A 23,529-nucleotide genomic window follows, 5' to 3' on the forward strand; every position below is an offset into this window, starting at 1 on the left:
TGTTGTTATTTATTAAAATCTATATTTTATGTTATTCGAATTAGCAATCACCCTCGCGACCACTTTCATGGTCCCCGTCCAAAACAAGCAACAACCTGCCAAAACACAGGTGATCTATGTTAAAGAATCCAAGGAACCCTGTACGGGAGTGGCGCCTATGGAGTGTTTGCAAATAAAAGGCGTTAATGATGCTGACTGGTCCAATTTATTCACCAATATCAATGGCTTTAAATATACACCTGGCTATCGCTACAAACTCAAAGTAAGAATCACCCAGGTTAAGAACCCACCGGCAGACGGCTCTTCTATTAAATACACATTAACCAAAGTATTGGAGAAAAAAAGAATCGGAAACAGTAGTCAGTCCGCCGCCATTACCGGCAAAAAATGGGTATTGGTGAAAATGGACGATACCGATATCTCCGATGGCAAAACCTGGATAGACCTGGATGCCAGCAAAAAGCGTATGCATGGTAATGGTGGCTGCAATGGCATGATGGGAAGCTATACTATTGCCGGCAACAACATTACTTTCAGTAAAGTAGCCAGCACGCTCATGGCTTGCGCCGATAATAATGTAATGCAACGTGAAGGCTCTTTTACACAGCATCTGGGCGATCAGACCTTTAAATATGAAGTAGTAGGAACAACCGTTAACCTGATCCAAAATGGCAAAACAGTACTGCAATTCACGCTACAGAATAAAGATGCTAACTCCGGCAACACTACCGGTATTACCGGCAAGAAATGGACGCTGACGCAAATGAACGAAGGTACTATCAGCAACTCCGGCGTATGGATTGAATTAGATGCCGCCAAAAAACGCTTCCACGGAAAAGGCGGTTGCAACAGCATCTCCGGCGGATACACCACTACCGGCAACAAAATTACTTTTACACAAGCCGTCAGTACACGCATGGCTTGCCCTGATGCCGATGTGATGCGCCGGGAAGCAGGATTCCTGCAACAATTAGGTGGACATACTTTCACCTATACAGTAACAGGAGAAACGGTAAACCTGTATGAAAATGATAAACTCACCCTGCAATTCACCATGGAAGCGAAAGAAAGCGGCTCTCCTGATGCCAGGCAGTGGGCTTTCATTGGCAGCAAAAAATGGAATATGATCCAACTGAATGGTAATACTTTATCTAACTCCGGCATCTGGGTGGAATTTGATACTGATAAAAAGCGTTTTCATGGTAAAGGAGGTTGTAACAATATCTCCGGCGGCTACAGCGCTACCAAAGATCAGATTAAATTCACCCAGGGTATCAGCACCCGCATGGCCTGCCCTGATGCAGATGTGATGCGCCGGGAAGCAGAATTCCTTAAATTGATCAGCGCAAATACTTATCGGTATGATGTAGCAGACCAAACACTGAACCTGTATAAAGACGGGAAGATTATAGTAATGTTTGGTATGCAGGATAAATAAACTCAGCTACACTATACCATAAAAAAGCTATCGCAGATAAAGATCAACGAGGTGGAAATGCACCTCTTACTGATCACTATCTGCGATAGCTTTTTATGATTAATAAGCCCGTCATTTCCCCTGCCGGGCTTTGTGCCGGTTAGTTTATAAGAGTATTCTCTTTACACTGAAAGCACGACATAATCGCCCTGCCTCTGTCTGGTGTAAATACCGTCACCGCTGCAGATATATCGTGGGACTATCTCCGGAAAATGCTTTGAATTCACGCGTTAAATGTGCGTGATCATAAAAGCCATTATCGAGTGCCAGTGATAACAAAAGAGTAGGCGCATTTGTTTTCAGTTGTTGCTTTATTTCTATAAAACGAACAATACGGGAGAATTTTTTAGGGGACACACCGGTCACCTGTAAAAAGCATCGTTCAAAATTGCGGATACTCATAAATGCCTGTGCAGCAAGTGTTGCAACGGGTACTCCTCCTTGCGACTGCCGGATCAATGATATGCTATGTTGTATTTTACCTGCCTGTATATTGCGTACCGGTAAACGTTGCAACAGGAATTTTTCCAGAGAATTTATTTTTCCTGAGAGAGAGTTTTCCTTTTCCAGTAAAGGTTCCAGCATAGTATGCCAGTTGGCAGCTATTTCTTTTAATGACAACTGCCCATCTGTAATTAGCTGCAACGGTAGTCCCGTAAAAGCATTCAGGCCACCGGGATGAAAACGTATGCCCAGCATGCGTGTATTTGCCGACATCTCTGCATCCTGAAAAGCGGTCATCGTACCTACCACAAAAGCAGTATTAGGCGCTATCAAATCTCCATTATCAATAGGAATAATGTCCTCACTGATATTGAATATAATATCCGCACAGGTATCCGGCAGAATGCGCTGCTGGCTGAACTGCGTAACGGCGCTTACCCAGTAGGCATCTACATAATCAGCTAATAAATGATGAGGTCGGATCTCCTTATACATACAGCAAGTGTAGGAAAAAAATACGACTTAAAACATAATGGGTAGATGATCTTAAAAGACCTCTACCCATTACATTTAACTCACACTCTTTTAAAAGCTGGAAGCTACCAGCTTAGGATGATATGCAAACAGCATAGCGTTGGAAATATTTTCTCCTACGGTTACTACTACGGGTACCGTAGCAACTTTTTGCACAGGAACCTGTACCAACAGGTAGTCTGCATCCGCACGCAATACCTGCGCAGGGACCGTTCCAAAGATCACTTTATTCTGATTTTTGTCTTCACTAAAACCATGGCCTTTGATAATGAGGAAATTACCTGCATTTCCTGTTACTACTTCAGTGGTATTTTCTTTTTGATTAGGGGAACAAGCCGTCATGGCTGTTATCAACAGCACAATGGCTGCCACAAACATTCTAAGTTTCATCTTATTTCTTTCTTTTTTGGGGGGTCACAAACCCTGTTACAAATAATTCACCGGGGTTAACACCATTGCAATTGCAACTCTTATCAGCAACAGTATATATTCGGTATTCAAACGGACGCAAATTTACAACCTATATTTCAATAAAAAGACAAGTATCCTAACTTATTTTTAAAATAAGTAGTAATACGTATACGGGTATATGAAGAAATAATTTTACTTTTTCAGCACCTGTGCTTTGTTATACTCATAGTTCATGCGGGCGATATGCAGCACCGAAATTTGTTGCGGACATTCTGCTTCACAGGCTTCCGTATTACTGCAGTGACCAAAGCCTTCTTTGTCCATCTGATCTACCATATTTCTTACTCTTGTTTGCGCCTCTATTTGTCCTTGTGGCAATAGTACTAAGTGCGATATTTTCGCGCTGGTAAATAAAGCCGCACTCGAATTCTTGCATACTGCCACACAGGCGCCACAACCAATACAGGCGGCCGCATCAAACGCCTCTTCGGCAATTGGAGAGCCAATCGGAATACCATTGGCTTCCGGCGCCTGTCCGGTGTTTACCGAAATAAAACCACCTGATTGTATCACGCGGTCAAAAGAAGAACGATCTACTTTCAGGTCACATTTCACCGGAAAAGCAGTTGCACGAAAAGGCTCTATTACAATCTCCTCGTTATCTTTAAACGTGCGCATATGCAACTGACAAGTAGTAGTATTCAGTAACGGTCCATGTGCTCGGCCATTAATCATTACGCCGCACTGTCCGCAAATACCTTCACGGCAATCGTGGTCAAATTCCACCGGGCGCGTACCTTCCTGCAACAACTGCTCGTTGAGCGTATCCAGCATCTCCAGGAATGACATATGAGGATTAATATTTTCCAATGTGTAACTCACCATTTTTCCAGGATCTTCCTGGTTTTCCTGCCGCCAAATTTTTAATCGTATACGCATAACCGTTAGTTTACGTTATTTGTAGCTTCTTACTGTAGGTGTTACAAACTCAAAATGCAAAGGTTCCTTGTGAAGCTGCGGTGGTTTACCGGCACCCTCCCACTCCCAGGCAGATATAAAAGAGAAATCAGCATCATTGCGCATGGCCTCACCTTCCGGTGTCTGATATTCTACGCGGAAATGTGCGCCACAGGACTCTTCCCGGGTGAGTGCATCATAACACATCAGCTCTCCCAATTCAAGGTAGTCTGCTACCCTGCCTGCTTTTTCCAGTTCTGTATTAATCGCATAGCCACCAGGTACATATAAACGCTGCCAGAAATCTTCCCGTAACTCCGCGATCTCTTTGATAGCGGCTTCCAATCCTTCCCTGGAGCGGGTTAACCCACATTTATCATACAGTATCCTGCCCAATGTTTTATGAAAATAATCTGCGCTGAGATTGCCCTGTATGCCCATTAGCATTTTTAATTGCAGTTGCACATGCTCTTCCGCTGCTGCAAAGGCGCCATGCCGTATATCGATAGGTCCTGTTTTAATTTCATCTGCCAGGTAATTAGCCATGGTATAAGGTGCAATAAAATACCCGTCAATACTGGCCTGCAGGAGAGAATTGGCCCCTAGACGATTAGCCCCATGGTCAGCGAAATTGGCTTCTCCCAAAGCAAACAACCCGGGGATGGTGGTCATCAGTTCATAATCTACCCACAATCCGCCCATTGAAAAATGTGCTGCCGGAGAAATGCGCATCGGCTCTTTATAAGCATCTACGCCGGTAATTTTTTCGTACATGCGAAACAGGTTGCCGTACTTTGTCCGGATCTTATCTTCTCCCTGATCTTTAATTGCTTTAGAAAAATCGAGGTATACCGCGTTCTTTAGTGCCCCGATACCATAACCGGCATCTATCCGTTCTTTGGCTGCCCGGGAAGCAATATCACGGGGAGACAAATTACCAAAGGCAGGATATTTTCGTTCGAGATAATAGTCCCTTTCTTCTTCGGGTATCTGGTTGGGCTCCCGCTCCTCTCCTTTGTTTTTCGGCACCCAGATGCGGCCATCATTCCGTAATGATTCAGACATCAGCGTGAGCTTAGACTGGTATTCTCCGGATTGGGGTAAACTGGTGGGATGAATCTGCGTCCAGCTCGGGTTGGCCATATAGGCGCCCCTTTTATGCGCGCGCCAGATGGCAGAACCATTGCAGCCCATAGCCAGCGTAGACAAATAGTATATTTTACCGAAACCGCCCGTTGCCAGTACCACTGCATGCGCACCATGACGCTCCAGTTTACCGGTATCCATGTTACGCACAATCACCCCTTGGGCCTTGCCATCAATTACTACGAGATCCAGCATTTCATGACGGGCAAACAACTGCACTGTGCCGGCGCCTACCTGTCGCATAAGCGCCTGGTACGCTCCTAACAATAACTGCTGCCCGGTTTGTCCCCGTGCATAAAAAGTTCGGGATACCTGCACCCCGCCAAAAGAACGGTTATTCAGATAGCCGCCATATTCGCGCCCGAAAGGCACGCCCTGCGCCACCGCCTGATCAATCAGGTTGGCACTGCACTCTGCCAACCGGTATACATTGCTCTCACGGGCCCGAAAATCACCGCCTTTAATGGTATCATAAAACATGCGGTATACACTGTCGCCATCATTTTTGTAATTCTTACAGGCATTCACGCCTCCCTGCGCAGCCACAGAATGCGCACGCCGGGGCGTATCCTGAAAGCAAAAACTTTTCACACTATATCCCATCTCTCCCAGCGAAGCGGCGATAGAACTGCCTGCCAGCCCCGTTCCTATCACTATTACTTCCAGCTTCTTCCTGTTGGCCGGATTCACCAGCTTTGCATGTGCTTTGTAACGACTCCACTTTTCCTCCAGTGGTCCGTCCGGTATTCTTGCGTCCAGCATAACCAACTATTTTAAGAAATGAACATACACGGGCATTGCCGCAAATCCTGCACTGATGACAATACTGTATACCCAGCCAATTATTCTGACCCAACGCGCATAACGCGGATGATAAAGCCCCAACGTTCTGGCAGCACTGAAAAAGCCATGCAGCAGATGATAACACAGTGCTATCATACAAATCACATACAGCACCACATACCACAATTCACTATATACACTCACCACCAGGATATACAAATCCTTATGCCCATTGGCATCCAGCGGGAGCTGTCCGTATTTATACACGTACCAGAAATCCTTCAGATGGATCACCAGGAAAATAAAAATGATAGTGCCCAGCAATCCCATATTACGACTATACCACTTGCTCACCACCCCCCTGCGGTCATAGTGATACTTTACCTTTCTTGCCCGATAGTTGGTAAGCGTAATAATAATCGCATATACCACATGACCGATAATACTGGCAAAGAGGATATAAGAAATAATCTGGATGATGATGTTACCGGAAAGTATGTGTGAATACAAGTTAAACTGCGTATGCGCCCTTTCTGCCGGCAGAAATAACTGCAGGTTACCCAACAGGTGGATCACCAGGTAAAGACAGAGGAATAGCCCTGTAAATGCCATCCAGTTTTTCCTGGATAATGTTTGTTGCTTCCATTGACCCATAAAAATATTTTTAGCGATACGTTACCAGATGCCCAATACCTTCCACCACACCCCACCAAGGCCCATCCAGATGATGATCAATGCAATACTTAACACAAACCCGCATTTCCACCAGTCTTTCAGATCTACATAAGTGCTCCCAAAAAATACCGGTGCCGGTCCATGACCATAATGCGTAAGTGTACCAAATATGCCACCACAGAAACCCAGTACCAGCGCCAGCAATGTGCCCGGTATGCCCACCGAAATACCTACTCCCAGGAAAGCCGAATACATAGCCGCCACATGCGCGGTAGCACTGGCAAAAATGTAATGACTATAAAAATATACCAGCACAATAATGGGAAAAGCGATCGTCCATTTCATACCTCCTACCTGCTGCTTGATCAGATCACTGAACCAGGGAATAAAACCCAGCGTATTCAGAAAGCTAGCCATCATTACCAGCGCAGAAAACCATACGATCGTATCCCAGGCGCCCTTTTCTGATTTCACATCTTCCCAGGTCAATACCTGTGAAATAAGCAGGAATACCAATCCTATTAACGCCGTAGTGGTAGCATCTATCCCAAACAAATCCCCGGTAATCCACAGGAATAAAAGAAGGAAAAATGCCAGTAGCATCAGCCATTCATTTTTCTGTACCGGTCCCATTTCCTTCAACTTCTCAGACGCCATGGCAGGCGCATCCCCCGTGGATTTCAGCTCGGGCGGATATATCTTATACAGGATCCACGGCACCGCAATAATGGACACGATGGCCGGCACTATTGCCGCTGTAAACCACGACATCCACGAAATATCAATTCCCAGATTTTTCGCAAACTTCTGACACATCGGATTGCTGGCGGTACCTGTTAAAAACATCGAAGAAGTAATAAGGTTCATGTTATAACTGTTCAATGTGAGATACCCACCCAGTTTACGATGTGTAGCAGGATCGTCTGGCATAGAACCAAAGTTCATGGCCATGGACTTCATAATGGGATAAATAATCCCTCCACCCCTGGCGGTATTGCTGGGCACCGCCGGCGCCAGCACCAAGTCGGCCAAACCAAGTCCATAAGCCAGCCCCAGTGAGCTGCGGCCAAACACCCGGATAAAAAGGTAGGCGATTCGTTTACCCAACCCCGTTTTAATAAACCCACGGGCTATGAAAAAAGAAATACCAATGAGCCATATTACTTTATCACCAAAACTGCTGAGCGCCAGTGCAATGGATTTAGCCGGATCTCCCGGAGCCAGCACGCCGGTAAGCGCAACCAGTGTAATGGCAATCATCGACATCGTGCCCATACTGGCAGCTTTCATAATAATACCGGCAATAGTAGCCAGGAAAATAGCCAGCAGATGCCAGGCTTCCGGCTTCACTCCTTCCGGAGCCGGAATAAACCAGATCAGCAGACCCAAAGCCAGTGTAATTAACAGTTGCGGATACTTAATCTCTTTCATATAGATAGCCTTTATTAAAATCTACATTGTACCTGCGCAATCAATAGATTGCTGTTATGTGTTTTAGTTCCCGGAATATCTTTGTTGTATTGATCGATCTGCATACCTAACTGTACGCGGCCTCCATAGTCTTTCAGGAAAGCCAGGCTCACCATGGGGATATAAGACTGGCGTACATTTCCGGTATGTTTCTCATCTTCATTAAAATATTCATACCGCATAGAAAACTCTATGGAGGTTAGTTTGTGGTAATTAATTTTATAGCGGAAATTGGGGAGTACATATATCCCATTCATGATATAATTACCCACCGATCCTTTACGCAAACTGTCTGGTATGGCATAATACAGCTGATGATTATTGCCTTGCTTGTATTCCGATTGCAACTGCAGGTCCCATTTAGGCGCCAAAGGAATGACGCCGCTCACATCTATCCCCAACGCATAAACGCTTTGTTTCTTCACCGCACCGTAGCCACCGTTCAGTCCCAGCGATAATTTGTTCATATCCCCGAACTCAAGTCGGGCAGTGCCCAGTTTGCCATTATCATTATCTGATGCCTGGTTGCGGTTATTACCATTCACCACAGAGAGGGCATATTTCATGGGCACCTTGCTGTCTTTATTAAAGGCGCCAAACATGGAAACGCCTATCTGGAAACTCTGCCAGCCGTTGCTTCCAAAAGCATAATACTGATTGGAGAAATCCATGGATTGAATAATATCTACCGGATAGAGGTCTTCCAAACCAAAGGAAGGTCTGAACTGGCCGATGGTGAAGTTGAGCGCATCATTCCAACGGTAAGAGACGTACGCATTTTCCAATACCTTCCCTTTTGTATCGCCGGAAAATTCCGCGAGGTTTATCAGTACTGCTGCGGTGAAACGATCGCTCACCTGGGCTTTTGCCTGTAAACGTGCACGTTTTATGCTAAAGCTATTCCGCACAACTTCTTCGGCATCGGGTTGATGTACACCATTTACATCCACTTCTTTCGTCAATGAGCCGGTATACCTGGCCTGGAAAACCCCACCAAAGGAAATCTTCTTGATAAAACCTGTTACCTTCTGTACAGAAGAGTCCCTCGCAGCACTATCCTGCTTTGCAGCGGCAGATTGCCAGGCATAAGTGTTGCCGGTAATGCAACAGAGCAGTATTAAAGCGGCAAAGCGTAAAATTCGTTTATGCATGCACGGTTGTTATACCGGGATAACAACCCTATATTAAAAAAGGTTCAGCAGAAGGCAGAAGGCATAAAGCAAAAAGCTATTGTGCAGAAGATATCAGCGAATGATCTACGCTTTAATCTTCTGCACAATAGCTTTTTGCTTTATGCCTTCTGCTTTACGCTCTTATTTCACCAGTTTCAACTCACTGATAATATTTTTTGCGCCACCTAGTTTTTCGATGCACCATAATACATAACGTACATCTACACAGATAGTACGATTGTATTCGGAGTCGAACTGAATTTTATGGCTCAATGCTTCGTAGTTACCATCGAAAGCCAGACCAATCAATTCTCCGTTTGCATTGATAACAGGAGATCCGGAGTTACCTCCGGTGATATCGTTGGTGGTGATGAAACCCACTACAATGTCATTGCGTTTAGCATCTTTATACTGACCGAAGTCTTTTTTATTGTACAGATCCACATAGTTTGCAGGCAGATCAAATTCATAATCACCTGGTACATATTTCTCGATCACCCCTTTCATGGTAGTTACATAATCGTAATGTACCGCATCACGTGGAGAGTATGGTTTTACCTGGCCGTAAGACAAGCGCATCGTAAAGTTAGCGTCAGGATATCTGTTGGCGTTAGGCGTCATCTGCATTACACCTTTCAGGTAAGCGCGGCCCAGATCGGTATTCTTCGCATTAAACTGGGTGTATAATGGAAGATATTTACCTACATAGTTTTTGATAAATGTGCTGGCGTAAGCAAATGCCGGGTCACTCTGCAGGGTTACTGCATCAGGATTAGACACAAATGCTTTCCATTTAGCGTCGTCAAAAATGAAGGTGTTATTCATTAATGCTGCAGCCCAGGTGCGGTAGGTATTGTCTTCATCGAGGCTACCGTATTTTGCTTTCAGTGCATCATAAAAACCAACGGGTTGCTGATCTTTAGAGATGTCTGTGTAATACATATGACAGGTAGCTGCGAGAATTTTCTGATCGCTGGGTTTATTTTCGCCTTCCAGGAAAGTAGTACGTGCTTTATCAGCCGCTTCTACTGCCTGTTTCACCGCATCTTTAGGGGCGCCTGCTGTTACCAGTGCTTTTTCCACGCCCATTAAAGAAGCGGCAAAAGCTGCTACCGGAGAACCGAGGATACCTTCGTTCAGGTAAACGCGTTGTTTGGCGTATGGCGTCCATGCTTTATATGCGGCTTCATAATCACGCAGGATGCCGGAGAATTCCGGCTTATCCTGTGCCCATTTAGCAAAAGCAGCTTCCTGTTTTTGTTTGTCGGCCAGTACACCGTGTTTTTCCAGCTGTTTGGTTTCGCCATCAAAGAATTTCCAGTAGTTGGCGATACCGGCATAAGAAGAAGCCAACTGCAGTTTTACTGCAGGGTCTTTCTTCATTTGCTCAAACATCGCTTTCAGTCTTACATCTCTCAGGTTAACCAGGAAAGGGTTTTCTACAGTTGTTTTCAACTGAACACCGTAAGAAGTTTCATAACGGTTGGTACCACCAGGGTAACCAAAGATCATGGCGTAATCATTTTCCTTCACACCTTTGAGGGATATCGGCAGGAAGTGCTTAGGTTTCATGGGCACATTGTCAGCAGCATATGGTGCTGGTTTACCATCTTTACCGGTATAAACACGAAAAATAGAGAAATCGCCGGTATGACGGGGCCATTCCCAGTTATCTGTATCACCACCAAATTTACCAACGCTTTCAGGAGGAGCTCCTACCAGGCGGATATCTTTATAGCGCTCGTATACAAACATCAGGTATTGGTTGCCTTTGAACATCGGTACTACTTTCGCTTCGTAGCCGGTATTGGCAATGGCTTTGGCGATTACTTCGCCATATATCTGTTGTTCTTTCTTAGCTCTTTCAGCGCCGTCTAAACCTTTCAGGGCTTCTTCCACCTGTTTGGTTACATCTTCCACTTTTACGAGGAATTGTACGGACAACTGGGAAGAAGTTATTTCTTCCTGCTTATTTTTTGCATAGAACCCGTTTTTCAGGTAGTTGTGTTCTACAGAGCTGGCGGAGGCTATAGCGCCATAGCCACAGTGGTGATTGGTAAAGATGAGGCCTTCGTTACTTACAATTTCGCCTGTGCAGCCACCACCAAAAATAACGATGGCATCTTTCAGGGAGGCCTTGTTGATACTGTACAATTGTTCTTTGGTCAGCTTCAATCCCTTCTTCACCATGTCGTTGTACGTTTGCTGCCCCAGTAAATAAGGTAGCCACATGCCCTCATCTGCTTTAGCCCATTTGATACTTACGCTAAGCAATAAGAGCAAAACCAGTAATTTTTTTCTCATATTAAGTCAGGTTTTGTTTTTAAGGACCTCAAACCTAGCTATTTTTTCGTTACCGGGCGCAGGTATAAGGATTAGTGGCGCCTTTATGTGATAATTATTTTTATGTGATTCCGGGGTAAACAGGAAAACTGGAATATGTTTTGATAAGGGGGTACAGCCGGATGGCTATGCCAATATTTTACTAAATTGAAAAAAACTGTAGAAGCATGAAAAAAATATTTTTAATAATAGGCATTGCCGCGTTCTTCGCCTGCAATGAGAGCAGTACTCAGCAGGAAAAAAAGGAAGACGTAAAAGACAATTTGCAGAAAGCCGGTGAAGATTTAAAATCTGCCGCCAGCAATACGGGTGATTATTTATCCGAGCAAAAGAAACAGGCCGAAGATGCCATCCGCGAAAGAATTAAAGAAATAGACCAGACCACCATAGAGCTAAAGAAAGATGGAGATGAAAAAAGTGTGGCTGCCCGTAAAAAACTGGAAGCATTGAAAGTGCAGATGAATAAAAAGCTGGAAGACGTAAAAAGCAGCAGCGCACAAACCTGGGACAGTACCCGGGCAGCCGCTGATCAGCTGATGAAAAAATCTGATAAAGAGTGGACAGACTTTAAACAGGATTTCAAAGATCTGTTTAAGAAGGATTAAGAGAATACTGCGGTATCGCTTCAAAATTCCACAATCCTTGTTCCTTGTACATTAATCTTGTAATTTTACCCGGCTTAATATATTAGGATTTGCTACTTTCTTATCATCAGGAATTATTAACAGAAGCCGGCTGCGATGAAGCCGGAAGAGGATGCCTGGCGGGTCCTGTGTTTGCGGCAGCAGTTATTCTGCCCAAGAAATTCAGGCACCCATTGCTGAATGATTCGAAACAGATGAAGCCAGCTGACCGGGATAAACTACGGATAGTAATAGAGAAAAAAGCAATTTGCTATGCCGTGGCGAGTGTGGATAATGTAGAAATAGACAAGATAAATATACTGAAAGCTTCTTTCAAGGCCATGCATCTGGCATTGGAAAAGCTACAGCAGCAACCGGAGTTCATACTGGTAGATGGTAACCGTTTTTACGCATACGGCAATACACCACACGCCTGTATTATACAGGGCGACGGTATATATGCTTCCATTGCAGCGGCTTCCATTCTGGCAAAAACCTATCGGGATGAATATATGCAGCAGTTACATGCTACTTATCCTCATTTTGGATGGAATGTGAATAAAGGTTACCCTACAAAGCAACACCGTAATGCGATACGGGAGTTTGGCGATACGCCTTACCACCGGAAAACATTCCGACTGTTGCCGGAACAATTGGAATTAGACCTGTAGAGCTATTAGGCTTTAACTTTCAACTTTTAGGAAATGCAGCGAAGATCAACATATTATTATCTTCGCTGCATTTCCTAAACGCTAAAAGCTAAAGGCTAACTGCTTAGTTAACCTTATACTTATTAATTTTGCCCTCTGGGGAACAATTATGTTAAAGCAGACACAACAGCAAAAGTTATTACAGAAGCTTTCACCACAGCAAATTCAGCTCATGAAATTGCTGCAGGTACCTACTGTCAACCTGGAAGAAAGGATTAAAGAGGAACTGGAAGAGAATCCGGCATTGGAATACGGTGAAGAAGCCGGTGAAGATGAGTTCAAGGAACAGGAAGAATTTGAAACACCTGCTGAAGAGGATGAATTTGAACCAGACGGTAGTGAAAACGAATACGACAACATAGATATTTCTGAATACGTAAGTGAGGGAGATGATGATGTGGCAGATTACAAGCTGCGGGATGATAATTATCCTGACCCTGATGAAAGCAATAAAACCATCCCTATCCGGGTGGAGACTTCCTTCCATGAGCACTTGTTAAGTCAGCTGGGCATGCTGGAACTGGACGACCACCAGAATGCTATTGCCGAACATATAATAGGTAGCATTGATGATGACGGATATCTGCGCAGGGAAATCAGCTCTATGGTAGATGACCTCTCCTTTTCCCAGAACATTGACACCACAGAGGAAGAAATTAATACCCTGATCAAAAAGATACAGGACTTTGATCCTGCAGGAGTATGCGCTACTGACCTGAAAGAGTGTTTACTGCTGCAGTTAAAACGCAAAGTACAGGATGATCCCGGCGTACATAACGCTTATCTGATCCTGGAGAATTACTTTGATGAATTTACCAAGAAGCACTACGAGAAGATACAAAAGGCGCTGGGTCTTACAGACGAAGGCCTGAAAGAAGCCATCACACAGATTATTAAGCTAACGCCGAAACCGGGTGGCAACTTTGCCACACTCAACAAAGCAGAAAGCTATGTGTTGCCAGACTTCTTTATATTGAATAATGCTGGCAAACTGGAGCTGACGCTGAATTCACGCAATGCGCCGGATCTGCGTATTTCCGGTGGTTACCGGGAAATGCTGAAAGAATATGACCGTGGTGATAAAAAGGATAAACGTCAGAAAGAAGCGGTATTATTTATTAAGCAAAAAATTGATGCAGCAAAATGGTTTATAGACGCCATTAAGCAACGGCAACATACTTTGCTGTCTACCATGGAATCTATCATGGATTATCAGCGCGAATTTTTTCTTACGGGAGATGAAACCACGATGAAGCCTATGATCCTGAAAGATATCGCGGATCGTACACAGCTGGATATTTCTACCGTAAGCCGTGTGGCGAACAGTAAATATGTACAAACCGAGTTTGGTACCTTTAAACTGAAGTTTTTCTTCTCTGAGTCACTGTCTACCGACAGTGGAGAAGAAGTATCTACCCGGGAGGTGAAGAAGATTTTATCGGATCTTATAGAGGCAGAGAATAAGCGTAAGCCGCTGAGTGATGAAAATCTGACGAAGATGTTGCAGGATAAAGGATACAATATTGCCCGCCGTACGGTGGCCAAATACAGGGAACAGCTGAATATACCGGTAGCCCGTTTACGTAAAGAATTATAAGAAACCATACCATGCAAGAACAAGCTGTTTTAGACCGGAACGGAAATTTACATGCAGCGCCGGAGTTTTCACCTGTGATGAGATCACTGGCACAAATCATTTCCTATCTTACTCATCCGCTGTTCATTCCGCTGCTGGTAACTTTTTTGGTGCTACAATCTATCCCTGAATATATGGTGGCGTTTAAGTCATTAAGCAAACGTTTTGCTTTTGACATGCTTTATTTCAGGGTAGCTATTATCAGTATAGGATTTCCGGTGCTGACGATGTTGCTGGCCAAAGCATTGAAATTTGTTTCTTCTATATATATGAAGACCCAGCGGGACCGGATCATTCCTTATGTGGCGATGATCACCTATTATTTCTGGGCTTTTTATACTTTTTTGCAGGAAGGCCGGGCGCCAAAGTTCTACACCGCCTTTTTCCTGGGCGTTTTCCTGAGTATTTCCATTTCTTTTATATCTAATAATTTTATCAAGACCAGCATGCATACAGTAGGCTGGGGAGGTGTGATCGGATTTTTATTGTCATTGATGTGGGGTATGCATATGAATGTGTCTGTGCCCCTGCTGATTACTTTTTTTGTAGCGGGAATAGTGGCTACTGCCCGTATGGTGCTGGAAGCGCATACACCACGTGAAATTTATATTGGTTTCCTGATTGGTATTGTTTCCCAGCTGGCGTCCTGCTGGATATTAGTAAAATAAGTATAAATCACCATTCTATTCCCTCTTCCCTGCTGGTAATAGCCATACAGGGAACAGGGAGAACAGAATATAGAATGGCGATAAAAAACTTTTTGGGGTTTAACCTGGACCACTTCACCTATCTTTTACACACATTGGATGCAAGGCCACAAGGCAGGCTAACAAACAACTTTAACAAACAGTAGGGGATTAACTTCAACAACTAAACTTGACAATACAAAAGTCAAACATTCTCTGATGATACTCAAGAGTATAACTACGCTTTTTAAAAATGCAGTAGAATTCTCCTTTTTGCAGATCTGCAATTTTTTTTGACGTGTTTGTTATTACGCACATTCAATGCGTAATGGGTTAGCATCTTTGTTATGCCATTAGGGATTAACCCTTTTAAGCTTTTGAGAATCAGGATGTAAGTAATAGATTGGAGTAAAAATAACAACCCGGAAGAGAATACTAGTTTATTTAGCATTTGAAAGAAATTGCTAAAAATTTTAGGAAAATAAAAAATTAGATCATAACTTAGCAATCCAATTAACATGCTTTCTAATTGTGATCAGCTATCTTTTAAATTTGTAAAAACATTAATGATATGTCTACAGCCAATGCAGAAAAACTGAAGGCCTTGCGCCTCACAATGGACAAGATTGAGAAAGATTTCGGTAAGGGATCTGTGATGATGATGGGAGAAAAAGCGGAAGCGCCAATGGAGGTTATCTCTACGGGTTCCCTGGGTCTTGATATTGCGCTTGGAATTGGTGGTTTACCAAAAGGAAGAATTGTTGAGATATATGGACCTGAGTCTTCTGGTAAAACAACAATTGCCATACATACGATTGCCGAAGCACAGAAAAAAGGTGGCATATGTGCCATTATAGATGCGGAGCATGCTTTTGACAGCAGCTATGCAAAAAGACTGGGAGTTGACGTAGATTCCCTGTTAATATCTCAACCGGATCATGGTGAACAGGCACTGGAAATAGCAGATCGTCTGATTCTTTCCGGAGCAGTAGACGTAGTAGTAATTGACTCCGTTGCCGCCCTGGTACCAAAGAGTGAACTGGAAGGTGAAATGGGTGAAAGCAAAATGGGATTACAAGCCCGTTTGATGTCACAGGCACTGCGTAAATTGACAGCCACCATTTCAAAAACAAATTGTTGCTGCATATTCATTAACCAGTTACGTGAAAAGATAGGTGTTATGTTTGGTAATCCTGAAACGACCACCGGTGGTAATGCGTTGAAATTCTACGCATCAGTAAGACTGGATATACGCCGTATGAGTCAGATAAAAGACGGTGACGAAGCAATTGGTAACCGTGTGAAAGTGAAAGTGGTGAAGAATAAAGTAGCACCTCCATTCCGCCAGGCAGAATTCGATATCATTTATGGTCAGGGTGTTTCTAAAATGGGGGAGATCATTGACATGGGTGTTGAATATGGTGTTATTCAGAAAAGTGGTAGCTGGTTCAGCTATGATACCAATAAATTAGGTCAGGGCCGTGATGCAGTGAAACAACTGCTGAACGACAACCCTGAACTGGCAACAGAAATTGAAGCGAAGATTAAAGTGAAGATTCAGGAAAAGCAGGATGCTGCTTAATGAGAGTCGCTTTTTGAAAGTTGCTAAAGAATTGAATTAGATCTTACTATTTATAAGATATATATAGAAGTTAGTTTTAGTTTTAGTAAGCATTGGGTTAGTATGCACATCCCTGCCTTGTCCTGGGCGGGGATTTTTTTGACCCTTAACCCCGAAAAAGGAAAACCCGCTCCGGTAATCGGAGCGGGTTTTCCTTTTTTCACTAGTTATCTTACAAAGGCAATTAAGCTTCCGCTTTCATGCTCTTAGCTGTTCTCTTACGTTCTTCCTCATCCAGGATAACCTTACGCATACGGATGAAGTTTGGTGTAACTTCAATACACTCATCATGCTGGATATACTCCATACATTCTTCCAGTGTCATCAGAATTTTAGGCGCAATGTTAGCCGCACCATCAGTTCCGCTCGCACGCATGTTGGTCAGTTTCTTTCCTTCGTTTGGATTCACCACCAGGTCACCTGGTTTGTTGGTTTCGCCAATGATCATACCCTTATACACTTCTTCTCCTGGATCAACGAAGAAAGATCCTCTATCCTGCAGCTTATCCAGAGAGTAACCGGTAGTAGTACCAGCTTCTTTCGCGATCAGCACACCGTTGTTACGGCCTGGGATAGCACCTTTCCATGCTTTATAGTCATTAAATCTGTGCGCCATTACAGCCTCACCTGCAGTTGCAGTAAGCATTTGTGTACGCAGACCAATCAAACCACGGGAAGGAATTTCAAATTCCAGGTGTTGCATTTCACCCTTGGTTTCCATGATCAGCATCTCACCTTTACGACGAGTTACCAGATCAATTACCTTGCTGGCAAAATCCTGCGGAACGTCTACCACCAAGGTTTCGTACGGTTCGCATTTTTTACCATCTACGTGTTTAACGATTACCTGTGGCTGACCAACAGTTAACTCATAACCTTCACGACGCATGGTCTCAATCAATACACCTAAGTGCAGGATACCACGACCATAAACCATGAAGCTATCAGCACTGTCAGAATCCATTACACGCAGTGCCAGGTTCTTTTCAGTTTCTTTCATTAAGCGATCACGCAGATGACGGGAAGTAACAAACTTACCATCTTTACCAAAGAACGGAGAGTTGTTAATACCAAACAACATGTTCATGGTAGGTTCATCTACACTGATAATTGGCAATGCTTCTGGTTCTTCCGCATCAGCGATAGTATCACCAATGTTGAAACCTTCAATACCAACTACTGCGCAAATATCGCCGGCGAATACTTTAGTTACTTTTCTTTTACCTAACGCTTCAAATATGTACAGCTCACGCACTTTCTGCTTTTTGCTGGTACCATCTGTCTGCATTAAAGTAATCCACTGACCTTCTTCGATGGAAGCACGTGCTACTTTACCTACGGCAATACGGCCAAGGAAAGAAGAGTAATCCAGGGAAGTGATCTGCATCTGCAGATTGCCTTCTGGAGTTTTAGGTTCCGGCACATACTGCAGGATACCATCCATCAACGGGGAAATATCTTCACTCTGTTCTAATGAACTGTTGAACCAGCCATTCTTACCAGAGCCATAAAATGTCGGGAAGTTCAGTTGATCTTCTGTAGCGTCCAGGTTAAAGAACAATTCAAACACAGCATCGTGTACTTCATCAGGACGACAGTTAGCTTTATCTACCTTGTTGATAACAACAATAGGTTTCAGATTCAGCTGTAAAGCCTTCTGCAACACAAAACGTGTCTGCGGCATAGGTCCTTCAAAAGCATCCACCAACAAGATAACACCATCAGCCATTTTCAATACTCTTTCCACTTCACCACCGAAGTCGGCGTGGCCTGGAGTATCGATCACATTGATTTTGGTTCCCTTGTATTCAATAGAAGCGTTCTTACTGAAGATGGTGATACCACGTTCTCTTTCAAGATCGTTACTATCCATGATCAGTTCTCCTGATTCCTGGTTAGCCCGGAATACATTAGCCTGATGAAGGATTTTGTCAACCAAAGTAGTTTTACCATGGTCTACGTGTGCAATAATTGCGATATTACGAATGTTCATATACTTAAGTCTTTAGCTATCAGCCATTAACAAAATTTACGCTAATAGCTACAAAAAGAAGGCGCAAAGGTACGAAAACCTAGCGAGAATGAAGGAAACACGTTTTAAATAAATGTAATCATTTAGTCACGCCGCAGATCCGTGTTGCAACATACTGACAACCATTGATTTACAATTAATTATAAGCAAATATGGTAACCAATTAGTTTTGTGGCGTTAATTTTGATCCCCCCACTGCGTTTTAACGGCATAATCGACTTTTATGATGAAGAAATTATACCTGCTGGCCATAGCCTGTCTCCCACTCATTTATAACCCAATACAAGCACAACAAATACCAGCCCAGGATATCACCCTGTCACAATATAAATACCCTTTCCCCGTACACTTTCTAAAAATCCAGATACAGGGCCAACCCCTACAGATGGCCTATATGGATGTACAACCTTCCAGGCCCAACGGTAAAACCATTGTACTCCTGCACGGCAAAAACTTCTGCGGCGCCTATTGGGATACCACCGCTGCCGATCTCAGCAATAATGGCTACCGTGTAATTATACCGGATCAGGTCGGTTTTGGTAAATCTTCCAAGCCCGCACATCTGCAATATTCCTTTCAACAATTGGCTCAAAATACCAAAGCCCTACTGGACACCCTACACATCAGCAAAACCGCCATACTTGGACACTCCATGGGAGGCATGCTAGCCGCACGCTTCGCCCTGATGTATCCGGAAGTAACGGAGAAACTCATCCTGGAAAATCCTATTGGATTGGAAGACTGGAAAATAAAAGTGCCGTATCAGTCAGTAGATAAATGGTACAAAGCAGAACTACAACAGAACTACGAAAAAATCAAACAATATATGATGGACAGCTACTATGCCGGTAAGTGGTCGCCCGCATACGATAAATGGGCCCAACTCCAGGCCAGCTGGACCAGCAACCCTGATTACTCCGTGGTAGCCTGGAATTCAGCGCTTACCTACGACATGATTTTTACGCAACCTGTATTATACGAATTCGAAAATATACAAGCTCCTACCCTCCTGATCATCGGACAACGTGACCGAACCGCATTGGGCAAAGCCAATGTGCCGGAAGATGTACGTAAAACCATGGGGAACTATCCGGAATTGGGGAATAATGCAGCCAAAAAAATCCCCCATGCAACACTGGTACCTATTCAAGGTGTAGGACATATTCCCCACATTGAAGCATATGCGCACTTCATCGCTCCCCTGCTGAAGTTTTTGCAGGAATAGACTTACTGCTCTTCCAACAGCTTCACCACATATTCCAGGGCACTCTGATTAGCGGGATTGTCAAGCGCATGGGCGATGTCCAGCTTTTCGCGGGAAGTCAGATGCCACGATAAAGCGGCTGCCTTATCCTGCTTTTGCGGTACGTACTGGAAAATAACCCGATGAAACTTGTCGGGGAAATATCCTTCCATATAATTCAACAAATCATCCTGGTCAAAATCCTGCATAGCGCTCCAGTGCTGCTGCATAGTAAATAGCGGCTCAAACAGTAAGTCGCTGAGATCCTTCGTTTTTTTGATCGGGGAAATATCGTTCTTGCGCGTATCGCGGATCTGTATATACACTACCCCGCTGGTGTTTTCGTTGATCCACTTATTAAAAGTATAGAGATAGCGCAAGGTGGTTTGTTGACCGAAATTATCCCGAATTCCTGCGTCCATTACATCTACAATAGGAGTGCTGGGCAGAAACGCATTAGGCAATACATAAGGGAAAGTAGCACACATACGGATAGCACTGGTCACCCGCAGATCCATAGCATCCTGTGCTGCAAAATACTGTGCGAAATCCACCCCGTCTATATCTCTTACCTGTCGTGTTGGATACAGGTATTGCGGGCTACACAAATAACTGATCGGCAGTGGTGAAATCATTAAGCGGCGCCCATCCGCGTTGATAGTGGCATTCCATATCAACATCGGAATTTCTGCATTGGCTTCCGGCTGCCGGTAGTCCTTCAGGGTTTTATCTAATGCACTATCGGTGTGCTCATTCAGCTGCATTTCAAAAGCATAGCCTCTATCTTTCGCATATTGGTTTTTGCCTATGTTGAAACTCCTCCAGGGGGTAATAAAATCATTTACGGCTAAGGCGGTGAAAACAGAATTAAGCAAATCTCTTGATACCTTCTCAGCATAAATTGGATTGGTAAGACGGATGGGCTTTCCCTGTTGCTGTTCATAATACAACTCCCGGAAGTAGCTGGCGCCCAGCATGCCGCCGGAAGCGCCTGTCATCAGCACTGTATGTTCCATTAAGCGACCATGTAACAAGCTGTCCAACCGCTGCATCACATTTACACTCCAGGTAGCAGAGCGGCTACCACCACCACTGAAATTCATGACGATCAGTTGTGGCTTTTTATTGGCCGGAAATTTCTTTCTCCACTTATCTAAAATTTCGATGGTTTGTTTCTTATCCGCTTCATATTTTTCCCTGGTAAAAAACTGTTGCAATGCAGACACACTATATTCCGGGCGCTCCTTCTTTTGCCGGTAGTTAAGGCCATAGGCCTTGTTACGGTTATCTACCCAGTTATGTTCCACCATCCAGTTGAGGCCAAACAGCATCACCAGCAAAATAGGAATAGACCAGGTTTGCAACATATAAGAATAGGCCCCTGCTACTCCAATGAGGAATGCAAAGAAGATCAATACGCTACCACCCGCAGGAATCCGAAATACATCATAATCCATCATATAGGCCAATATCATCAGGAAAATCAGGGAACACCCTACGGTGATCATAGCGGCAAAATGGTGTTGTTTGAGAATACTGTCGAGGTAGTGCTTGTTGTAATGATCTACATTTCTGGCCCTTCGTACACGCCAGGGCGTGGAAAAGTAGTTATGCACCGGCAGCGCATTTTCATCAGGCTCCTGTGTGGGCTTCATGATCATACGCAAAAAGTTCCGGGGATTTCCGAAACGCTTTTCCAGACGGCGACCGATATTTTTATCTGCATTAAAAAAATAAAAAAAGCAGAAAAAGAAAATAAACAATACCCCACAAATAAACCCTTCTCCCAGCAACAGGATATCGGGAATAGAGCTCAGTTCTTCATAACGTTGGTATTCCCACCCACGATAAAGCATGCTGAGAATAAATACCATGGGAATAATCGCATTATTCAGGCAATACCTGAAAAACGGCTGGGAAGTAGTGGCCAGAAATTTAAACCGGCCGGTATGCAGAATGAAAGTGGTAATTTGCCAGCTCATGATAAACATGCCTGTGGCCAATCCCAATATAGTAGTGCTGTAGAAATTTACTTTACCCAGATATTCCGGGGCGAGGTACAATGCATCTCCTCCAAACACCTTGGCAAAACCGCCGTTGATGGTACTAAACAGGATCACCCAAAAAATAAGTAACACCTGGTACTTCCTGAAATGCAGGAGCAGTAGCTGTATAGGGAAAGAATAGTAAGTTTTTATCAGTAATAACTTCACCTTCATCAGACGATTATTACAAATAAACCTACGGAAAATTTACGGAATAATAGATTTTAAAGCGTAAAGCAGAAGACAAAAAGCAAAAAGCTATTAAGGCGAATGAGCTAAGCAGGTTATTAACCTTTCGCTTTAATCATTCGCCTTAATAGCTTTTTGCTTTTTGTCTTCTGCTTTACACTTTATTTAGTGGTTCCTCTACTGAGAAAAAGTGTCCATATCAGCGAAAGCAACAACAGCATCCCCACGCCCTGGTGCAATATACCATAGCTGATAGGTATTTTAACCTGGCTGTTTAACAAGGTAAGTACGCCGAGCAACACCTGTAATAAAACCAGCAACAACGGCAAATAGCGGATGGTATGCAGCTGACTGTTAGTCGGCGTTTGTGCTGATTTCCACCACCAGATAGCAATCAGGAGGGTGATCAGATACGCCAGGCCACGGTGTATAAATTGAATGGTAATCGGATTATGTGCAATATCCGTAGCAAAGCCTCCTTGTGAAAACATGCCATCGGGTATCCACGCACCATTGATATCCGGCCAGGTACTCGCTACCAGTGCCGTATGCAGTCCTGCCATGAAGGCGCCGTATACCAGCTGTATCACCAATAATACCAATAACCAGATATTCAGTTTCTTTAAAGCAGGCACCTCCAATATTTCCACCGGGCGGACGCTGAGTTTCAGCGCAAACCAGAACACATAGGCCAGCAGCACCAATGCGGAAATAAAATGGATAGCCAGACGGATATGGTTCACATACAAGTTTTCTTCGTTCAGGCCACTCATCACCATCACCCATCCTATCAATCCCTGCAAACCGCCCAGCACAAATAATATGATCATGGGATTGATCATACTCTTATTGATCTTCTTCTTAATAATAAAATAAATGAAAGGCACAATAAATACCAGCCCCATTAACCGGGCCCAGTCGCGGTGCAGCCATTCCCAGAAGAAGATAAACTTAAAGTCAGATAAGGTAAAGTGATTATTTACGTATTGATATTGTGCTATTTTTTTATAGCCCTCAAAAGCGCGTTCCCATGCGGCTTCATTCATAGGCGGAAATGCGCCTAGCAGCGGCTGCCATTCGGTGATGGATAACCCGGACCCGGTCAAACGGGTAATTCCGCCCAGCAATACCTGCACGATCAACATGCCCACACCAATATATAACCAGATGGCTACMGGGCGATTATTCTTTATTGTAACTGCTTCCATAAACGCTGCAAAAATAGGGAATGAATGGCGAACAAGTCCCCTAAATACTCACATTATTTTAACAAAGGCGTAATGTTCTGTTAATCCACAGATCGGAGCTTTGCATCGAAAATATAAGGCACCA

The 23,529-nt window shown here is 43.9% G+C and carries 18 protein-coding genes; 7 read left to right on the forward strand and 11 right to left on the reverse strand.

All coding sequences use genetic code 11. The features are described 5' to 3' along the window. Positions 1 to 28 precede the first annotated feature (28 nt). Positions 29 to 1,438, forward strand: a complete 1,410-nt coding sequence (locus tag AC1DCV_RS14215; protein WP_477023754.1) for an META domain-containing protein — start codon at positions 29 to 31, stop codon at positions 1,436 to 1,438. Between the two features lie 213 nt (positions 1,439 to 1,651). On the opposite strand, the gene AC1DCV_RS14220 is transcribed toward AC1DCV_RS14215, so the two are convergent. The 8 genes from AC1DCV_RS14220 to AC1DCV_RS14255 form a co-directional block, all read right to left on the reverse strand. Beyond that, positions 1,652 to 2,416 (reverse strand): AraC family transcriptional regulator, encoded by a 765-nt coding sequence (locus tag AC1DCV_RS14220; RefSeq protein ID WP_477023755.1) that lies wholly within the window; start codon positions 2,414 to 2,416, stop codon positions 1,652 to 1,654. Positions 2,417 to 2,506: 90 nt separating this feature from the next. Next, on the reverse strand, positions 2,507 to 2,845 hold the full coding sequence (locus tag AC1DCV_RS14225; RefSeq protein WP_441578228.1) for an IPT/TIG domain-containing protein: 339 nt from the start codon (positions 2,843 to 2,845) through the stop codon (positions 2,507 to 2,509). 213 nt (positions 2,846 to 3,058) lie between these two features. Next, complete coding sequence (locus AC1DCV_RS14230; RefSeq protein WP_477023756.1) at positions 3,059 to 3,805, reverse strand: succinate dehydrogenase/fumarate reductase iron-sulfur subunit; 747 nt, start codon at positions 3,803 to 3,805, stop codon at positions 3,059 to 3,061. 15 nt (positions 3,806 to 3,820) lie between these two features. Then, the gene (locus tag AC1DCV_RS14235; protein ID WP_477023757.1) at positions 3,821 to 5,731 is read right to left on the reverse strand and encodes a fumarate reductase/succinate dehydrogenase flavoprotein subunit; all 1,911 of its coding nucleotides are present in this window, start codon (positions 5,729 to 5,731) and stop codon (positions 3,821 to 3,823) included. 6 nt (positions 5,732 to 5,737) lie between these two features. After that, positions 5,738 to 6,406 (reverse strand): succinate dehydrogenase cytochrome b subunit, encoded by a 669-nt coding sequence (locus tag AC1DCV_RS14240; protein WP_477023758.1) that lies wholly within the window; start codon positions 6,404 to 6,406, stop codon positions 5,738 to 5,740. Positions 6,407 to 6,427: 21 nt separating this feature from the next. Further along, positions 6,428 to 7,858 (reverse strand): anion permease, encoded by a 1,431-nt coding sequence (locus AC1DCV_RS14245; protein ID WP_477023759.1) that lies wholly within the window; start codon positions 7,856 to 7,858, stop codon positions 6,428 to 6,430. A gap of 14 nt (positions 7,859 to 7,872) precedes the next feature. Then, positions 7,873 to 9,048, reverse strand: a complete 1,176-nt coding sequence (locus tag AC1DCV_RS14250) for a porin (protein ID WP_477023760.1) — start codon at positions 9,046 to 9,048, stop codon at positions 7,873 to 7,875. Between the two features lie 162 nt (positions 9,049 to 9,210). After that, positions 9,211 to 11,373 carry a S46 family peptidase gene (locus AC1DCV_RS14255; protein ID WP_477023761.1) on the reverse strand — a complete coding sequence of 721 codons (2,163 nt, stop codon included), beginning with the start codon at positions 11,371 to 11,373 and terminating at the stop codon, positions 9,211 to 9,213. A gap of 206 nt (positions 11,374 to 11,579) precedes the next feature. Between AC1DCV_RS14255 and AC1DCV_RS14260 the strand changes: the two genes are divergently transcribed. From AC1DCV_RS14260 to recA, 5 genes are all read left to right on the forward strand, one after another. Further along, complete coding sequence (locus AC1DCV_RS14260; RefSeq protein ID WP_477023762.1) at positions 11,580 to 12,017, forward strand: hypothetical protein; 438 nt, start codon at positions 11,580 to 11,582, stop codon at positions 12,015 to 12,017. An 89-nt stretch (positions 12,018 to 12,106) separates the two neighbouring features. After that, positions 12,107 to 12,706, forward strand: a complete 600-nt coding sequence (locus tag AC1DCV_RS14265) for a ribonuclease HII (RefSeq protein ID WP_477023763.1) — start codon at positions 12,107 to 12,109, stop codon at positions 12,704 to 12,706. Positions 12,707 to 12,854: 148 nt separating this feature from the next. Continuing rightward, positions 12,855 to 14,342, forward strand: coding sequence for an RNA polymerase factor sigma-54 (rpoN, locus tag AC1DCV_RS14270; protein WP_441578237.1), 1,488 nt, complete (start codon positions 12,855 to 12,857; stop codon positions 14,340 to 14,342). 11 nt (positions 14,343 to 14,353) lie between these two features. Next, entirely contained in the window at positions 14,354 to 15,049 is a 696-nt protein-coding gene (locus tag AC1DCV_RS14275) for a hypothetical protein (protein WP_441578238.1), read from the forward strand. A 589-nt stretch (positions 15,050 to 15,638) separates the two neighbouring features. After that, the gene (gene recA / locus AC1DCV_RS14280) at positions 15,639 to 16,649 is read left to right on the forward strand and encodes a recombinase RecA (protein WP_477023764.1); all 1,011 of its coding nucleotides are present in this window, start codon (positions 15,639 to 15,641) and stop codon (positions 16,647 to 16,649) included. Between the two features lie 223 nt (positions 16,650 to 16,872). Here recA and typA read toward each other — a convergent pair whose 3' ends face one another. Then, positions 16,873 to 18,681 carry a translational GTPase TypA gene (gene typA / locus AC1DCV_RS14285; RefSeq protein ID WP_331965205.1) on the reverse strand — a complete coding sequence of 603 codons (1,809 nt, stop codon included), beginning with the start codon at positions 18,679 to 18,681 and terminating at the stop codon, positions 16,873 to 16,875. Between the two features lie 262 nt (positions 18,682 to 18,943). On the opposite strand from typA, the gene AC1DCV_RS14290 reads away from it, so the two are divergent. Then, positions 18,944 to 19,945, forward strand: a complete 1,002-nt coding sequence (locus tag AC1DCV_RS14290; RefSeq protein ID WP_477023765.1) for an alpha/beta fold hydrolase — start codon at positions 18,944 to 18,946, stop codon at positions 19,943 to 19,945. Between the two features lie 2 nt (positions 19,946 to 19,947). On the opposite strand, the gene AC1DCV_RS14295 is transcribed toward AC1DCV_RS14290, so the two are convergent. Next, positions 19,948 to 22,182, reverse strand: a complete 2,235-nt coding sequence (locus tag AC1DCV_RS14295) for a patatin-like phospholipase family protein (RefSeq protein ID WP_477023766.1) — start codon at positions 22,180 to 22,182, stop codon at positions 19,948 to 19,950. A gap of 176 nt (positions 22,183 to 22,358) precedes the next feature. Then, positions 22,359 to 23,405 carry a COX15/CtaA family protein gene (locus AC1DCV_RS14300; protein WP_477023767.1) on the reverse strand — a complete coding sequence of 349 codons (1,047 nt, stop codon included), beginning with the start codon at positions 23,403 to 23,405 and terminating at the stop codon, positions 22,359 to 22,361. Positions 23,406 to 23,529 lie beyond the last annotated feature (124 nt).

This window comes from Chitinophaga sp. 10T418, from assembly GCF_056394125.1.

Coding starts and splice junctions, on each gene's coding strand:
- AC1DCV_RS14215 (WP_477023754.1), top strand. CDS start 29: ATGTTATTCGAATTAGCAATCACCCTCGCGACCACTTTCATGGTCCCC.
- AC1DCV_RS14220 (WP_477023755.1), bottom strand. CDS start 2,416: ATGTATAAGGAGATCCGACCTCATCATTTATTAGCTGATTATGTAGAT.
- AC1DCV_RS14225 (WP_441578228.1), bottom strand. CDS start 2,845: ATGAAACTTAGAATGTTTGTGGCAGCCATTGTGCTGTTGATAACAGCC.
- AC1DCV_RS14230 (WP_477023756.1), bottom strand. CDS start 3,805: ATGCGTATACGATTAAAAATTTGGCGGCAGGAAAACCAGGAAGATCCT.
- AC1DCV_RS14235 (WP_477023757.1), bottom strand. CDS start 5,731: ATGCTGGACGCAAGAATACCGGACGGACCACTGGAGGAAAAGTGGAGT.
- AC1DCV_RS14240 (WP_477023758.1), bottom strand. CDS start 6,406: ATGGGTCAATGGAAGCAACAAACATTATCCAGGAAAAACTGGATGGCA.
- AC1DCV_RS14245 (WP_477023759.1), bottom strand. CDS start 7,858: ATGAAAGAGATTAAGTATCCGCAACTGTTAATTACACTGGCTTTGGGT.
- AC1DCV_RS14250 (WP_477023760.1), bottom strand. CDS start 9,048: ATGCATAAACGAATTTTACGCTTTGCCGCTTTAATACTGCTCTGTTGC.
- AC1DCV_RS14255 (WP_477023761.1), bottom strand. CDS start 11,373: ATGAGAAAAAAATTACTGGTTTTGCTCTTATTGCTTAGCGTAAGTATC.
- AC1DCV_RS14260 (WP_477023762.1), top strand. CDS start 11,580: ATGAAAAAAATATTTTTAATAATAGGCATTGCCGCGTTCTTCGCCTGC.
- rpoN (WP_441578237.1), top strand. CDS start 12,855: ATGTTAAAGCAGACACAACAGCAAAAGTTATTACAGAAGCTTTCACCA.
- AC1DCV_RS14275 (WP_441578238.1), top strand. CDS start 14,354: ATGCAAGAACAAGCTGTTTTAGACCGGAACGGAAATTTACATGCAGCG.
- recA (WP_477023764.1), top strand. CDS start 15,639: ATGTCTACAGCCAATGCAGAAAAACTGAAGGCCTTGCGCCTCACAATG.
- typA (WP_331965205.1), bottom strand. CDS start 18,681: ATGAACATTCGTAATATCGCAATTATTGCACACGTAGACCATGGTAAA.
- AC1DCV_RS14290 (WP_477023765.1), top strand. CDS start 18,944: ATGATGAAGAAATTATACCTGCTGGCCATAGCCTGTCTCCCACTCATT.
- AC1DCV_RS14295 (WP_477023766.1), bottom strand. CDS start 22,182: ATGAAGGTGAAGTTATTACTGATAAAAACTTACTATTCTTTCCCTATA.